Origin of the sequence: Pseudomonas boreofloridensis, from assembly GCF_030580795.1 — a bacterium.
GTDB lineage: Bacteria > Pseudomonadota > Gammaproteobacteria > Pseudomonadales > Pseudomonadaceae > Aquipseudomonas > Aquipseudomonas boreofloridensis.
In genome coordinates, this window is sequence record NZ_JAUQOQ010000005.1 from 15,131 (window position 1) to 29,133 (window position 14,003).

Annotated in this window: 12 protein-coding genes; 4 read left to right on the forward strand and 8 right to left on the reverse strand. The window is 64.0% G+C overall.

Features of this window, described 5'->3' with window-relative positions:
* Positions 1-101 precede the first annotated feature (101 nt).
* The 3 genes from Q6A47_RS07570 to Q6A47_RS07580 form a co-directional block, all read right to left on the reverse strand.
* Complete coding sequence (locus Q6A47_RS07570; RefSeq protein WP_369811434.1) at positions 102-1,709, reverse strand: ABC transporter substrate-binding protein; 1,608 nt, start codon at positions 1,707-1,709, stop codon at positions 102-104.
* A 200-nt stretch (positions 1,710-1,909) separates the two neighbouring features.
* Positions 1,910-3,538: an ABC transporter substrate-binding protein gene (locus tag Q6A47_RS07575; protein WP_029613620.1), complete on the reverse strand. Its 1,629-nt coding sequence runs from the start codon at positions 3,536-3,538 to the stop codon at positions 1,910-1,912.
* A 366-nt stretch (positions 3,539-3,904) separates the two neighbouring features.
* Positions 3,905-4,621, reverse strand: coding sequence for an SIMPL domain-containing protein (locus tag Q6A47_RS07580; RefSeq protein ID WP_039575557.1), 717 nt, complete (start codon positions 4,619-4,621; stop codon positions 3,905-3,907).
* A gap of 215 nt (positions 4,622-4,836) precedes the next feature.
* On the opposite strand from Q6A47_RS07580, the gene Q6A47_RS07585 reads away from it, so the two are divergent.
* From Q6A47_RS07585 to Q6A47_RS07600, 4 genes are all read left to right on the forward strand, one after another.
* Positions 4,837-6,096: an ATP-binding protein gene (locus Q6A47_RS07585; RefSeq protein ID WP_039575560.1), complete on the forward strand. Its 1,260-nt coding sequence runs from the start codon at positions 4,837-4,839 to the stop codon at positions 6,094-6,096.
* Positions 6,093-6,653 carry a response regulator transcription factor gene (locus Q6A47_RS07590; protein WP_029613619.1) on the forward strand — a complete coding sequence of 187 codons (561 nt, stop codon included), beginning with the start codon at positions 6,093-6,095 and terminating at the stop codon, positions 6,651-6,653. Before Q6A47_RS07585 ends, Q6A47_RS07590 begins: the two co-directional genes overlap by 4 nt.
* A gap of 182 nt (positions 6,654-6,835) precedes the next feature.
* Entirely contained in the window at positions 6,836-7,777 is a 942-nt protein-coding gene (locus Q6A47_RS07595) for an AEC family transporter (RefSeq protein ID WP_039575563.1), read from the forward strand.
* 52 nt (positions 7,778-7,829) lie between these two features.
* A complete protein-coding gene (locus tag Q6A47_RS07600) occupies positions 7,830-9,191 on the forward strand; it encodes an amino acid permease (protein WP_116887619.1) in 1,362 nt (453 codons plus the stop codon).
* Between the two features lie 18 nt (positions 9,192-9,209).
* On the opposite strand, the gene Q6A47_RS07605 is transcribed toward Q6A47_RS07600, so the two are convergent.
* The 5 genes from Q6A47_RS07605 to gatC all read right to left on the reverse strand — a co-directional run bounded on the left by Q6A47_RS07605 (position 9,210) and on the right by gatC (position 13,980).
* The gene (locus tag Q6A47_RS07605) at positions 9,210-10,253 is read right to left on the reverse strand and encodes a calcium/sodium antiporter (protein ID WP_295484396.1); all 1,044 of its coding nucleotides are present in this window, start codon (positions 10,251-10,253) and stop codon (positions 9,210-9,212) included.
* Between the two features lie 60 nt (positions 10,254-10,313).
* Positions 10,314-10,691 carry a septal ring lytic transglycosylase RlpA family protein gene (locus Q6A47_RS07610; RefSeq protein WP_039575570.1) on the reverse strand — a complete coding sequence of 126 codons (378 nt, stop codon included), beginning with the start codon at positions 10,689-10,691 and terminating at the stop codon, positions 10,314-10,316.
* 77 nt (positions 10,692-10,768) lie between these two features.
* Positions 10,769-12,214: an Asp-tRNA(Asn)/Glu-tRNA(Gln) amidotransferase subunit GatB gene (gene gatB, locus Q6A47_RS07615; protein WP_039575572.1), complete on the reverse strand. Its 1,446-nt coding sequence runs from the start codon at positions 12,212-12,214 to the stop codon at positions 10,769-10,771.
* Positions 12,215-12,225: 11 nt separating this feature from the next.
* A complete protein-coding gene (gene gatA / locus Q6A47_RS07620) occupies positions 12,226-13,677 on the reverse strand; it encodes an Asp-tRNA(Asn)/Glu-tRNA(Gln) amidotransferase subunit GatA (RefSeq protein WP_039575575.1) in 1,452 nt (483 codons plus the stop codon).
* Between the two features lie 15 nt (positions 13,678-13,692).
* A complete protein-coding gene (gene gatC, locus Q6A47_RS07625) occupies positions 13,693-13,980 on the reverse strand; it encodes an Asp-tRNA(Asn)/Glu-tRNA(Gln) amidotransferase subunit GatC (RefSeq protein ID WP_029613616.1) in 288 nt (95 codons plus the stop codon).
* Between the last annotated feature and the right edge of the window lie 23 nt (positions 13,981-14,003).

The window sequence follows — 14,003 nt, forward strand, 5'->3', positions numbered from 1 at the left end:
AGTGTTGTCACGGTGTTGCGGGTATCTGCCTGGGGTCGCCGGGCAAATTCGGGCTGCACGGGTTCGCGGACGTGCGTGGCACGCCCGGATCCGTGATGGCGTCAATCGATGCCGACGTCGGAAAAAACGTTGCGGCCGAAGGGGCTGACCTTGAAGTCCTTGACGCGCAGGCTCAGCGGCTGGTTGACCGTGGAGTGCGCCACGGGCGTGATCGGCACTTGTGCCTTGAGGCGGCGCTGGGCCTGCTGGTACAGCTCGGTGCGCTGGGCTCGGTCGGTGACCTGCTTGGCTTTCTTGACCAGCGCGTCGTAGGGCTGGTCGCACCACTGCGAGTAGTTGTTGCTGCCGATGGCGTCGCAACTGAACAGGGTGCCGAGCCAGTTGTCCGGATCGCCGTTGTCGCCGGTCCAGCCGAGCAGGGCGATGTCGTGCTCGCCATTCTTCATGCGCTTGAGGTACTCGCCCCATTCGTAGCTGACGATGCGGACCTTGAAGCCGAGCGCGCCCCAGTCGGCCTGGAGCATCTGCGCCATGAGCTTGGCGTTGGGGTTGTAGGGGCGTTGTACCGGCATGGCCCACAGGGTGATTTCGGTCCCCGGCTTGACCCCGGCCTGCTCCAGCAGTTGCTTGGCCTTGGCCGGATCGAAGGGGGCGTCCTTGATGCTGCTGTCGTAGGACCACTGGGTGGGCGGCATGGCGTTGACGGCCGCTTGGCCAGCGTCCTGGTACACCGCATCGATGATCGCCGCCTTGTTCACCGCCATGTCCAGTGCCTGGCGGACTTCCAGTCGGTCGAAGGGCGGGTGCTTGATGTTGTAGGCGATGTAGCCGAGGTTGAAGCCCGGTTGCGAGAGCACTTGTAGCTTGGCGTCCTGCTTGAGCGCCGGCAGGTCGGCCGGGCGGGGGTGCAGGGTGATCTGGCATTCGCCGCGGCGCAGTTTCTGGATGCGCACGGAAGGGTCGATGTTGATCGAGAACACCAGGTTGTCCAGCTTGACCCGGTCCGGTGCCCAGTAGTCCTTGTTGCCCTTGTAGCGAATCTGCGCATCCTTCTGGTAGCGCTGGAACACGAACGGGCCGGTGCCGATGGGTTGCTGGTTGATGTCGCTGGCCTTGCCGCTGGCCAGCAGATGGTCGGCGTATTCGGCGGACAGGATCGAGGCGAAGGCCATGGCGATGTTCTGGATGAACGCAGCATCGACCGTGTTCAGGGTGAACACCACGGTCATCGGGTCACGCTTCTCGACCTTGGCGATGTTCTTGTCCAGGCCCATGCTGACGAAGTAGGGGAACTCGGTGGGGTAGGCCTTACGGAACGGATGATCGCGCTCGAGCATGCGCTGGAAGGTGAACAGCACGTCATCGGCGTTGAAGTCGCGGGTCGGTGTGAACGCCTTGTTGCTGTGGAACTTGACCCCGGGGCGCAGGTGGAAGGTGTAGGTCAGGCCGTCGTCGGACACCTGCCAGTCGGTGGCCAGGCCCGGCTGCACGGCGGTGCCTCCGCGCTCGAACTCTACCAGGCGGTTGTAGATCGGCTCGGCGGCATCGTTGTCGGTGGCCGAGGTGAACTGCGCGGTGTCGAAGCCCGCCGGACTGCCTTCGGAGCAGAACACCAGGTTGCTGGCAGCGGCGCTGACCTGGCTCATCAGGCCCAGGCCCAGTGCGGCGCCCAGCAGTGTGGTACGGCGTAGGGCAATCCTTTTGCTCATCGGTACATCCTCATCAGTGCGTTGCCGTGCGCCGGACGTGCGGCAACAGAATTCCGTTCCTGGCCTTCGCGGTGGCAGGAAAACGAATCACGGGTGTGGTATCGCTGACGGTGCGGTGTGGCTTCAGGCAGATGGCCGGGCGTGGCCGTCGCACTGCCTGGAATACGCCAGCCCTCTGCGCACAGAGGGCTGGCGCTGCCTCACTTCTCCACGCTCACCCCATAGAACGCGTTCAGGGCGAATGGACTGATCTTGAAGTCCTGCACCTTGATGCTCATGGGTTGATAGACGGTGGAGTGGGCGATGGGCGTGTAGGGCACCTGTTCCTTGAGGATGTGCTGCGCCTGCTTGTACAGCTCGGTGCGCTTGGCCTGGTCGGAGGTGGCCTTGGCTTGCTTGATGAGGTCGTCGTAGGGCTTGTAGCACCACTTGGAGAAGTTGTTGCCTTCCAGGGCGTCGCAGCCGAACAGGGTGCCGAGCCAGTTGTCCGGGTCACCGTTGTCGCCGCTCCAGCCGATCAGCATGGCGCCGTTTTCGCCGCCCTTGGAGCGCTTGATGTACTCGCCCCACTCGTAGGTGACGATCTTGGCCTTGATGCCGATCTTGGCCCAGTCCGATTGCAGCATCTCGGCCATCAGCTTGGCATTGGGGTTGTAGGGGCGTTGCACCGGCATGGCCCAGAGCGTGATTTCGGTGCCTTCCTTGACGCCGGCTTCCTTGAGCAGTTGCCGAGCCTTTTCCGGGTCGTAGGGGGCGTCCTTGATGGTGGTGTCGTAGGACCATTGCGTCGGCGGCATGGCATTGACCGCCAGTTGCCCGGCACCCTGATACACCGACTCGATGATCTGCGCCTTGTTCACCGCCATGTCCAGGGCCTGGCGAACCTTGAGCTGGGCCATGGGATTGGGCTCGTTGCTGCCCTTGATCTTGTCCATCACGTTGTAGGCGATGTAGCCGAGGTTGAAGCCGGCCTGCTCAGGCATCTTCAGGTTCTTGTCGGCCTTGAGCGGCTGGATGTCGGCTGGGCGCGGGAACAGGGTGACCTGGCACTCGTTCTTCTTGAGCTTCTGCATGCGCACCGAGGCGTCGGTGGTGATGGCGAAGATCAGGTTGTCGACCTTCACGTCCTCGGGCTTCCAGTAGTCCTTGTTGCCCTTGTAGCGGATCTGCGCGTCTTTCTGGTACTTGCTGAACACGAACGGCCCGGTGCCGATCGGCTTTTGGTTGATGTCGGGCGCTTTGCCTTGCTTGAGCAACTGCTCGGCGTACTCGGCGGACTGGATCGAGGCGAAGCTCATGGCCAGGTTCTGGATGAAGGCGGCGTCCACCGTGTTCAGGGTGAAGCGCACGGTATGGTCGTCGAGCTTCTCCAGCTTGGCGATGTTCTTGTCCATGCCCATGTCGGTGAAGTACGGGAACTCGGTGGGGTACGCCTTGCGGAACGGCATGTCCTTGTCGAGCATGCGGTTGAAGGTGAACAGCACGTCGTCGGCGTTGAATTCACGGCTGGGCTTGAAGTAGTCGGTGGTGTGGAACTTGACCCCTTCGCGCAGGTGGAAGGTGTAGGTCTTGCCGTCTTCGGAAACGTCCCAAGTGGTGGCCAGGCCTGGAATGACGGCGGTGCCGCCACGCTCGAACTGGGTCAGGCGGTTGAACAGCGGTTCGGCCGAGGCGTCGAAGTCGGTTCCGGTGGTGTACTGGCCGGGGTCGAAACCGGCGGGACTGCCCTCGGAGCAGAACACCAGGTTGGATGCGGCGAGCGCGGTGGGCGCTGCACCAGCCAGCAGGCCTGCGCCTACCAGAAACGGAATGACTGCGTGTTTGAGCATGGTGGCCTCATTGTTGTCATTTTTTGAGTTGAGGCGGCCTCGTGAGCCGACCTGCGGATACTTATGCAGGGGCTATACCCATTGCAACACTCAACAGGATGGCCGGTCCCGGAAAGGTGGCACGGGCGTACATGGATGTCGCATTGTTGTAACTTTTGCCGTGGTTGAACGTTTGCGCAACAAAAAAACCGGCATTTTGCGACATGTTTCGGCGGGAATGGGGATGTAGGATGCGCGCTCTACGTGCGTAGGGGCATTCGGATGGGTAGTGATGGGGCGGGGTAAGAGCAGGTTGATGTTGGCTGTGGGCGTCAAACGATCGGGGCCGCAATGCGGCCCTGAGGTTGCGTTGAGTGCACGCCCAGGTCAGGGCATTTGCACTTCGATCAGGCCATCGGCATTCATGCTGACTTCGCTGGTGCCCGCCTCGACGTCAGGCGAAGGGGCGGCCTCGTCGGCGGCCATGGCCTTCATTGCCATCGGCGCGCTGCGCAGGTAGGGGCGCGGGTAGCCACTGCTGTTGAGGTTGAGGTTGACCACCTTGTAGCCGCTGCCGCCGAGCGCTTCGGTGGCCAACTGGGCGCGGGCCTTGAAGGCGTTGACCGCCTCCTTGAGCAGTTCGTCTTCGCTGGCCTTACGCGTGGCCGGGGCGATGGAGAAGTCCATGCCACCCATTTTCAGGGTTTGCAGCAGATCGCCGGTGAGCTTGGACAGGGCCGGGAAGTCGGCGCTTTCCAGGCGCAACTCGGCGCGTTCGCGCCAGCCGGTGATCTTCTGACCTTTGTTGTCGTAGATCGGGTAGCTGTTGCGGCTGCCCTGGCTGATCTTCACCTCTTTGACGTCGCGCGCCTGCTGAACGGCCTTGTTCATGGTTTCGGTGATCTGCTTGGCGAGCTTGCCCGGATCGTTGTCCTGCGCTTCGCTGTAGAGGGTGACGACCATCAGGTCGCGGGCCACTTCCTTGCTGACTTCGGCGCGCAGCGAGACCTGGTTGTAACGCGGCTCGTCGGCGGCGAAGGCCGGCAGGCTGGCGAACAGGCCACAGGACAGGGCGAACGCGGCGCTGCAACGGGAAATCTGCATGTATCACTCCTTGGATGGAAGGCGCGGGGAACAGTCGCGTCCCGCATGGCCGTTCAGACTGGAAAAGCGGGCAGTGGGTTCAACGATGCCATCACGACTTTGTGACAGAGTATGGCACGCGCTAAACCTGTGGCGGTTTGCCGCATGGCTGCAGGCCAGTGCCTGGCTTCGGTATACTCCAGCCGATTGTCCTGGAGCACTCATCAGGAGAGCTCATGCTCGCCCCCGCACATCCGATGTCCGCCACGCGTCAGAACCTCTGGCGCCTGACCATCATCCGCATTCTGGTTCTGGCTGCCCAGGCAGGTTCCGTGGGCGTCGCCTACTGGACCGAGCTGCTGCCACTGCCGTGGTTTTCACTGGCCGCCACCCTGGCCTTGTCGTCCCTGCTGTGTGCCTTCACCGCCCTGCGCCTGCGCCTGACCTTACCGGTGACCGAGCTCGAGTATGCCCTGCAATTGGCCTGCGACCTGCTCATCCACAGCGCCCTGCTGTACTACTCCGGTGGCTCGACCAACCCCTTCGTGTCCTATTACCTGGTGCCGTTGGCGATCGCGGCGGTGACCCTGCCGTGGATCTATTCGCTGCTGTTGTCGGGCATCGCGCTGGTCGCCTACAGCCTGCTGCTGGTGCAGTTCTATCCACTGGAAACGCTGCCGCTGGCGCGCGACACCATGCAGGTCTACGGCATGTGGCTGAGCATTGCCCTGGCGGCTGCGGTGATCACCTTCTTTGCCGCACGCATGGCCGAGGAGTTGCGTCGACAGGAGCAATTGCGTGCCGAGCGCCGCGAAGACAGCCTGCGCGACGAGCAGTTGCTGGCCGTGGCCACCCAGGCGGCCGGCGCTGCCCATGAATTGGGTACGCCGTTGGCGACCATGAGCGTGCTGATCAACGAGATGCGCCAGGACCACAGCGATGCGCAGTTGCAGGAAGACCTCGCGGTGCTCCAGGACCAGGTCAAGCTGTGCAAGCAGACCCTGCAGCAATTGGTGCGCGCCGCCGAAGCCAATCGGCGCATGAACGTGCCCGAGCAGGAGGTGACGGCCTGGCTCGACGAGGCGCTCAACCGCTGGCACCTGATGCGTCCTGAGGCCAGCTACCGCTTCCAGCGCCTGCGCGACGGTCAGGTGCCTTCGCTGACGCCGCCTCCGGACTTGACCCAGGCGTTGCTCAACCTGTTGAACAACGCCGCCGATGCCTGCCCGGACGATCTGGAAGTGCGCCTGGACTGGGACGCCCAGGACATCCTGATCAGCATTCGCGACCATGGCCCCGGCGTGCCGGTGGCCATTGCCGAGGCGATTGGCAAACCCTTCTTTACCACCAAGGGCAAAGGCTTCGGCCTGGGCCTGTTCCTGAGCAAGGCCAGCGTGACCCGCGCGGGGGGCTCGGTGAAACTCTACAGTCATGAAGAGGGCGGCACCCTGACCGAGCTGCGCCTGCCCCATGGCACGCGAGGAGATGAACGATGAGCGACGAGAACCAGATCGAAAGCGAAGAGCTGCCGCACCTGCTGCTGGTGGATGACGACGCCACTTTCACCCGCGTCATGGCGCGCGCCATGAGCCGCCGCGGCTTTCGCGTGAGCACCGCGTCCAGTGCCGAGGCCGGGTTGGAACTGGCCCTGCAGGACCTGCCCGACTACGCCACGCTGGACCTGAAAATGGACGGCGATTCGGGCCTGGTGCTGCTGCCCAAGTTGCTGGAGCTGGACCCGGAAATGCGCGTGCTGATCCTGACCGGTTATTCCAGCATCGCCACGGCGGTGGAGGCGATCAAGCGCGGTGCCTGCAATTACCTGTGCAAGCCGGCCGACGCCGACGACGTGTTGGCGGCGCTGCTGTCCGAGCATGCCGACCTGGACACCTTGGTGCCGGAAAACCCGATGTCGGTTGATCGCCTGCAGTGGGAGCACATCCAGCGCGTGCTGGCCGAGCACGAGGGCAACATCTCGGCGACGGCGCGGGCGCTGGGCATGCACCGACGCACCTTGCAGCGCAAGTTGCAGAAGCGCCCTGTGCGCCGCTGAGGCTGCCTTCTGGCCCGATGGGTGCAGCCCGCCAGGACTGCGCCAACCGGGCCCATTCTGCGCAGGTCAGATCTGCCAATCTGACAGAAGTTTCTTTCCTAGAGCCCCGCGATCCCCGCAAATACCGGCCGTTGGCGTATCATCAGCGCCCTAAACGGCAAACCCCTTCCAGGATCGTGGCAATGCTCGCCCTTCTCATCCAGACGCTGAACATCACGGCACCGGTCTTCGCCATGCTGTTCCTGGGCGTGCTGCTCAGACGCATCCACCTGATCGACGACAACTTCATCAAAGTCGCCTCATCGCTGGTGTTCAATGCCTGCATGCCGGCGCTGTTGTTCCTGGGCATCTATCACGCCGACCTGTCTTCGGCGGTCAAGCCCGGCGTCATCCTTTACTTCATCGTCGCCACCTTGCTCGGCTTCGGCCTGTCCTGGGGACTGGCGATCTGGCGCAGCCCGCCTGCGGATCGTGGCATCTATACCCAGGGCGCCTTTCGCGGCAACAACGGGGTGATCGGCCTGGCGCTGGCCGCCAGCCTGTATGGCGACTACGGTATCTCCCTCGGCGCGGTGCTGGCCGGGCTGGTGATCCTGATGTACAACTCGCTGTCGACCGTGGTGCTGGCGGTATACAGCCCGAGCCTCAAGTCCGATCCGTGGAGCCTGTGCAAGAGCATCTTCAGCAACCCGTTGATCCTCAGCGTGCTGCTGGCCACGCCCATGGCCTACGCTCAGGTGCCGCTGCCGAACTGGCTGCTCACCTCCGGCGACTACCTGGCGCAGATGACCCTGCCACTGGCGCTGATCTGCATCGGCGGCACCTTGTCGCTGGCGGCGCTGCGCGACAGCGGCAAGCTGGCGGTCGATGCCAGCCTGGTGAAGATGGTCTGGCTGCCGCTGTTCGGTACGCTCGGTGCCTGGCTCTGCGGATTCCGCGGGGCCGAGTTGGGCATCCTGTTCCTCTACATTGGCAGCCCGACCGCTGCGGCCAGCTACGTCATGGCCCGTGCGGCCGGCGGCAACCATGAACTGGCCGCCTCGATCATCGTCATCACCACGTTGATGGCGGCGATCACCACCAATATCGGCATCTTCATCCTGCAGTGGGGCGGATGGATCTAGCCGTCGGCACCTTATCCTCAATCACAAGAACTTCGCCATCAAAGGACACTTCATGCAAGACCAGAGCACGCCCGAGGGGTTGCAACGCGGGCTGAAGAACCGCCATATCCAGCTGATCGCGTTGGGCGGTGCCATCGGTACCGGCCTGTTCCTGGGTATCGCCCAGACCATCCAGTTGGCTGGCCCTTCGGTGCTGCTGGGTTATGCGATCGCCGGGCTGATGGCCTTCCTGATCATGCGCCAGCTCGGCGAAATGGTGGTCGAGGAACCGGTGGCCGGTAGCTTCAGCCACTTCGCCCATCGCTACTGGAGCGAGTTCGCAGGTTTCGTCTCCGGGTGGAACTACTGGGTGGTCTACGTGCTGGTCGGCATGGCCGAACTGACGGCGGTGGGCATCTACGTGCAGTACTGGTGGCCCACGTTTCCGACCTGGGCCACGGCGGCGATCTTCTTCGTGGTGATCAACGCCATCAACCTGACCCAGGTGAAGGTCTATGGCGAGATGGAGTTCTGGTTCGCGCTGGTCAAGGTCGTGGCCATCGTCAGCATGATCGGCTTCGGTGCCTGGTTGCTGAGTACCGGGCATGGCGGCCCGGATGCCAGCGTGGCCAACCTGTGGCAGTACGGCGGATTTTTCCCCAACGGCATCACCGGATTGGTGATGGCGCTGGCGGTGATCATGTTTTCCTTCGGCGGCCTGGAGCTGGTCGGCATCACCGCTGCCGAAGCGGACGACCCGCGGCGCAGCATTCCCAAGGCGACCAATCAGGTGGTCTACCGCATCCTGATCTTCTACATCGGTGCCCTGGCCGTGCTGCTGGCGCTGTACCCGTGGCAGAAGGTGGTGCAGGGCGGTAGCCCGTTCGTGATGATTTTCCACGCGCTGGACAGCGATGTGGTGGCGACCGTGCTCAACGTCGTGGTGCTCACTGCGGCGCTGTCGGTGTACAACAGTTGCGTCTACGCCAACAGCCGCATGCTGTTCGGCCTGGCGAGCCAAGGCGACGCGCCGCGTCAACTACTCACCGTCAATCGACGCGGCGTGCCGCTGGTGGCGCTGGGCGTTTCGGCGCTGGCCACTGGCCTGTGCGTGGTCATCAACTACGTGATGCCGGGCGAAGCGTTCGGCTTGCTGATGGCCCTGGCGGTGTCGGCGCTGGTGATCAACTGGGCGAGCATCAGCATCACCCACCTGAAGTTCCGCAAGGCCAAGCAGGCGGCGGGCATCGTGCCGTTCTATCGCAGCCTGGGACACCCGTTGACCAACTACCTGTGCCTGGCCTTCATCGTGTTGATCCTGGTGGTGATGTACCTGACGCCGCCGGTGCGCATTTCGGTGCTGCTGATTCCCTTGTGGATCGCCGCGCTTTGGGTAGCGTTTCGCTTGAAGAAGCGCCGTCAGAGCGGCGCCTGATCCTGCCGAGCGGGCTGCTCAGTGCTGTCGGCGCCAGGCGCGAACGGTGGTGTAGAGCAGCACGGCACCGAGCACCGGCAGCACATACAGCAGCATCAGTCGTTCCAGGCGTTCGGCCAGCGGCAGGCCAGTGGTGAAGGCCACCACGTGCAGGCCGTAGGCCAGGTACAGCGCCAGGAACACCAGGCCCTCGGCGCGGGTGATGCGATAGCCGGAATAGAACACCGGCAGGCTCAGCGCCGCGACGCCGAGCATGACTGGCAAGTCGAAGTCCAGGGCATTGGGCGAGATCGACAGCGGCTCGGGCGTGATCAGCGCCGTCAGGCCCAACACGCCCAGCAGGTTGAACAGATTGCTGCCGATCACGGTGCCCACCGCGATCTCGCGCTCCCCGCGCAAGGCGGCGATCAACGCCGCCGCCAGTTCCGGCAATGAGGTGCAGACCGCGACCACGGTCAAGCCGATGACGCGCTCCGACAGTCCCAGGTCGGTGGCGACCTCGACTGCCGCCTGCAACAACAGATGCCCGCCCAGGCTCAGCAATACCAGCCCACCGATCACCTGCAGTAACACTAAGCTCCAGAAGCGTGCGGCGCTGCGGTGGGCTGTGTCCGGGGCCGGGTAGGTGCGTGCGTAGTGGCGTGACTGATGCCACAGCATGCCCAGGTAGCCGAGCAATCCCAACAGCAGCAACAGGCCTTCGAAACGGCCCAGCTCTGCGTTGGCGGCCAGCAGGTAGACCAGCGCACTGGCGGCGATCATCAGCGGAATGTCCAGGCGCACCAGTTGCCGCGAAACGCGCAGCGGGATGATCAGTGCGGCCAGGCCGAGGATCACCAGGACATTGAAGATGTTGCTGCCGATCACGCTGCCGATCGCCACGTCAGGCGCGCCCTGGTAGGCGGCTTGCAGACTGACGGTCAGTTGTGGCGCGGTGCTGCCGAAGGCGACCAGGCTCAGGCCGATGATCAGTGGCCTGACGTGCAGGCGCACCGCCAGGCGCAAGGCGGCGCGTACCAGCAGCTCGGCGCCGAGCACCAGCAGCACGAGGCCCAGGCCCAATTGCAGGAGGCTGAAGGTGGGAAGGGTGGCTAGGTCGAAAATGGTACAGCTCCCGTCAGGTCAGTCGCTCAATCCTTGTACCCGCACGCGCGCCGTTCCGCTACGCAGCATGCCGATTTTTTCAGCGGCAGCCCGGGATAGGTCGATGAGCCGGCCGCGGGTGTGCGGGCCGCGATCATTGATACGCACCACAACGCTGCGTTGGTTGGACAGATTGGTCACCAGCACCCGGCTGCCGAACGCCAGGGAGCGATGGGCGGCGGTCAGGCCATGCTGGTTGAAGGGTTCGCCGCTGGCGGTGCGGTTGCCGTGGTGGCGTGCACCGTAGTACGAGGCCGTGCCGGTTTCGTCATAGCCGCGCGGATCGATGGCGTGGTTGGCGCAGCCGCCGAGGACGGCGAGCACAGCGAGGGGCAGAAAACGGATGAACGAACGCATGGGTAGATCGGGTGCTCCGGTACTGGCAGGTCAGGCGCAGAACCTGCAGGAGCGGCGCGAAGCCGCTCCTGCGAAGGTCACCCTTCGAGCTTGGCCTTGAGCAGTTGGTTCACCTGCCCCGGGTTGGCCTTGCCCTTGGAGGCCTTCATGGCCTGGCCGACGAAGAAGCCGAACATCTTGCCGCGCTTGGCCTCATCGGCGGCGCGGTACTGCTCGACCTGTTCGGCGTTGGCGGCCAGCACGTCTTCGAGCATCTTGTCGATGGCACCGGTGTCGGTGACCTGTTTCAGGCCTTTGCTTTCGATGATGCCGTCGGCATCGCCTTCACCTGCAGCCATGGCCTCGAACACGGTCTTGGCGATCTTGCCGCTGATGGTGTTGTCGCGAATGCGCAGCAGCATGCCGCCGAGCTGTTCGGCGCTGACCGGCGACTGGTCGATCTCGACGCCCAGCTTGTTCAGCAGGCTGCCCAGCTCGACCATCACCCAGTTGGCCGCCAGCTTGGCGTCACCGCCGATCTTGGCCACCTGCTCGAAGTAGTCGGCCTGTTCGCGGCTGCTGGCCAGCACGTTGGCGTCGTACGGCGACAGGCCGTACTGGTTCTGGAAGCGCTCGACCTTTTGCGTCGGCAGCTCCGGCAGCGAGGCGCGAACGGTGTCGAGGAAGCTCGGCTCGATGACCACTGGCAGCAGGTCCGGATCGGGGAAGTAACGGTAGTCGTTGGCTTCCTCCTTGCTGCGCATGGAGCGCGTTTCGTCCTTGTTCGGGTCGTACAGGCGGGTTTCCTGGACCACCTTGCCGCCGTCCTCGATCAGGTCGATCTGGCGCTGGATCTCGCTGTTGATCGCCCGTTCGATGAAGCGGAAGGAGTTGACGTTCTTGATCTCGCAGCGAGTGCCGAACTCGGCCTGGCCTTTCGGGCGAATCGACACGTTGCAGTCGCAGCGCAGCGAACCTTCGGCCATGTTGCCGTCGCAGATGCCCAGGTAGCGCACCAGCGCATGGATGGCCTTGACGTAGGCCACCGCCTCCTTGGCGCTGCGCATGTCCGGCTCGGAGACGATCTCCAGCAGCGGCGTGCCGGCGCGGTTGAGGTCGATGCCGGTGGCGCCGTTGAAGTCTTCGTGCAGGCTCTTGCCCGCATCCTCTTCAAGGTGAGCGCGGGTGACGCCAATGCGCTTGAGCGTGCCGTCTTCCAGGGCGATGTCCAGGTGGCCCTTGCCGACGATCGGCAGCTCCATCTGGCTGATCTGGTAGCCCTTGGGCAGGTCGGGGTAGAAGTAGTTCTTGCGCGCGAACACGTTTCGCGGTCCGATCTGGGCATCGATGGCCAGGCCGAACATGCACGCCATGCGCACTGCCTCCTGGTTCAGCACTGGCAACACACCCGGCATGCCGAGGTCGACCAGGCTGGCCTGGGTGTTCGGCTCGGAGCCGAAGGTGGTGGCGCTGCCGGAGAAAATCTTCGACTGGGTGGCGAGCTGGGTATGAATCTCCAGCCCGATCACAACTTCCCATTGCATGTGTGAATTCCTCAGAAGCCGTTGGGGGCGCGGGTGTGCCAGTCGGTGACTTGCTGGTAGCGGTGCGCGACGTTGAGCAGGCGGCCTTCCTGGAAATACGGGGCCAGCAGTTGCACGCCTACCGGCAGGCCATCGACGAAGCCGGCCGGCATCGACAGGCCCGGCAGGCCCGCCAGGTTGGCGGTGATGGTGTAGACGTCCTCGAGGTAAGCGGCGACCGGATCGCTGCTCTTGGCCCCGAGTTTCCAGGCCAGGTTCGGCGTGGTCGGGCCGAGGATCACGTCGACCTGCTCGAAGGCCGTCATGAAGTCGTTCTTGATCAGGCGGCGGATTTGCTGGGCCTTGACGTAGTAGGCATCGTAATAGCCAGCCGACAGGGCGTAGGTGCCGACCATGATCCGGCGCTGCACTTCAGGGCCGAAACCCTCGCCGCGCGAGCGCTTGTAAAGGTCGGTGAGGTCTTTGGGGTTTTCGCAGCGGTGGCCGAAGCGCACGCCGTCGAAGCGCGACAGGTTGGAGGAGGCTTCGGCCGGGGCGATCACGTAGTAGGCCGGGATGGCATGCTGCATGTTCGGCAGGCTGATTTCCTTGACCACCGCGCCGAGCTTTTCCAGCGCCTTGACGCTGTTGTGCACCAATTCGCCGATGCGCGGGTCGAGGCCGGCACCGAAGTACTCCTTCGGCAGGCCGATGCGCAGGCCCTCGAGCGGGGCGTTCAGGTTGGCGCTGTAGTCGGGTACCGGCTCGTCGACGCTGGTGGAGTCGTTCGGGTCGAAACCGGCCATGGCTTGCAGCAACAGCGCGCAGTCTTCGGCGGTGCGGGCCATCGGGCCGCCCTGGTCGAGGCTCGAGGCGTAGGCGATCATGCCCCAGCGCGAAACCCGGCCATAGGTAGGCTTGAGACCGGTGAGACTGGTCAGGGCCGCCGGTTGGCGGATCGAACCGCCGGTGTCGGTGCCGGTGGCAGCGGGCAGCAGGCGTGCGGCCACCGCGGCGGCCGAACCACCGGAGGAACCGCCAGGCACGTGTTCGAGATTCCACGGGTTTTTCACCGCGCCATAGTGGCTGGACTCGTTGGCCGAGCCCATGGCGAATTCGTCCATGTTGGTCTTGCCGAGGCTGACCATGCCGGCCTGGGCCAGGCGTGCGACCACGGTGGCGTCATAGGGCGCGGTGAAGCTGTCGAGCATCTTCGAGCCACAGCTGGTGCGCACGCCCTGGGTGCAGAACAGGTCCTTGTGGGCGATGGGCGCGCCCAGCAGCGCACCGGTCTCGCCCTGGGCGCGCCGTTGGTCGGCGGCGCGGGCCTGTTGCAGGGCTTGTTCTTCGGTGATGCTGATGAAGCTGTTGAGCTGGGGGTCGAGCTGCTGGATGCGCGCCAGCAGCGTGCGGGTCAGCTCTTCGGAGGAAAACGACTTGTCGGCGAGGGCGCGGGCGATCTCGGCCAGAGTGAGTTGATGCATGGCAGGTTCTATCCCTTACTCGATGACTTTCGGAACCAGGTACAGACCGTTCTCGGTCGAGGGTGCCACCGCTTGGTAGCGATCACGCTGGTTGCTTTCGGTCACCTGGTCGGGACGCAGGCGCTGGGTGGCTTCGAGCGGGTGGGCCAGCGGCTCGATGCCGGTGGTGTCGACGGCTTGCATCTGGTCGACCAGCCCGAGAATACTGTTCAGGGCATCGGTAATGCGTGGCAGTTCGCCTTCATTGAGACCCAGGCGGGCCAGATGGGCGATCTTTTCCACGTCACAGCGTTCAAGCGCCATGGGGATCTCCAGGAAAAACAGAA

Excerpts from the sequence above, each read along its gene's own strand:
- Q6A47_RS07570 (WP_369811434.1), bottom strand. The coding sequence starts at position 1,709 with ATGAGCAAAAGGATTGCCCTACGCCGTACCACACTGCTGGGCGCCGCA.
- Q6A47_RS07575 (WP_029613620.1), bottom strand. The coding sequence starts at position 3,538 with ATGCTCAAACACGCAGTCATTCCGTTTCTGGTAGGCGCAGGCCTGCTG.
- Q6A47_RS07580 (WP_039575557.1), bottom strand. The coding sequence starts at position 4,621 with ATGCAGATTTCCCGTTGCAGCGCCGCGTTCGCCCTGTCCTGTGGCCTG.
- Q6A47_RS07585 (WP_039575560.1), top strand. The coding sequence starts at position 4,837 with ATGCTCGCCCCCGCACATCCGATGTCCGCCACGCGTCAGAACCTCTGG.
- Q6A47_RS07590 (WP_029613619.1), top strand. The coding sequence starts at position 6,093 with ATGAGCGACGAGAACCAGATCGAAAGCGAAGAGCTGCCGCACCTGCTG.
- Q6A47_RS07595 (WP_039575563.1), top strand. The coding sequence starts at position 6,836 with ATGCTCGCCCTTCTCATCCAGACGCTGAACATCACGGCACCGGTCTTC.
- Q6A47_RS07600 (WP_116887619.1), top strand. The coding sequence starts at position 7,830 with ATGCAAGACCAGAGCACGCCCGAGGGGTTGCAACGCGGGCTGAAGAAC.
- Q6A47_RS07610 (WP_039575570.1), bottom strand. The coding sequence starts at position 10,691 with ATGCGTTCGTTCATCCGTTTTCTGCCCCTCGCTGTGCTCGCCGTCCTC.
- gatB (WP_039575572.1), bottom strand. The coding sequence starts at position 12,214 with ATGCAATGGGAAGTTGTGATCGGGCTGGAGATTCATACCCAGCTCGCC.
- gatA (WP_039575575.1), bottom strand. The coding sequence starts at position 13,677 with ATGCATCAACTCACTCTGGCCGAGATCGCCCGCGCCCTCGCCGACAAG.
- gatC (WP_029613616.1), bottom strand. The coding sequence starts at position 13,980 with ATGGCGCTTGAACGCTGTGACGTGGAAAAGATCGCCCATCTGGCCCGC.